The sequence below is a fragment of the Rhodococcus sp. HM1 genome, from assembly GCF_023218075.1.
Classification (GTDB): Bacteria; Actinomycetota; Actinomycetes; order Mycobacteriales; family Mycobacteriaceae; genus Rhodococcus.
In genome coordinates this window covers 1-300 of sequence record NZ_JALPTB010000243.1, presented here as the reverse complement: position 1 = coordinate 300, position 300 = coordinate 1, and the positions used below count along the sequence as shown (strand labels likewise).

General features: G+C 72.0%; 1 pseudogene. It reads right to left on the bottom strand.

Annotated elements, in window-relative coordinates:
* A pseudogene (locus M1M07_RS32615) lies at window positions 1–300 on the bottom strand (transposase); the annotation flags it as partial.

The window sequence follows — 300 nt, the reverse complement described above, 5'->3', positions numbered from 1 at the left end:
CGCGTTTGACACCGATCGCGGTGCGATGGTCCTCGAGGACCGCGATTTTCGCCTCCAGCTCCGCCCGCACCCGGGGCGGTGCGGTCTCGGCGAGCCGGCGCAGCCGGGCGGCCTTGCGGTGCAGGAACTGGCCTTCCGTCTGGAGGCGGGCGAGTGTGATGCCGAGGCCGCGGTCGTCGTAGGTGAAGCCCCGAAAATCCGACACCAACCCATCCGGGCGTTCCGCGACAATCGCCGCGGCGCCGAGGGTGGCCGGTGACCAATCCACCCCCACCGCGACCGTGCCCGCCGCGAGGTCAC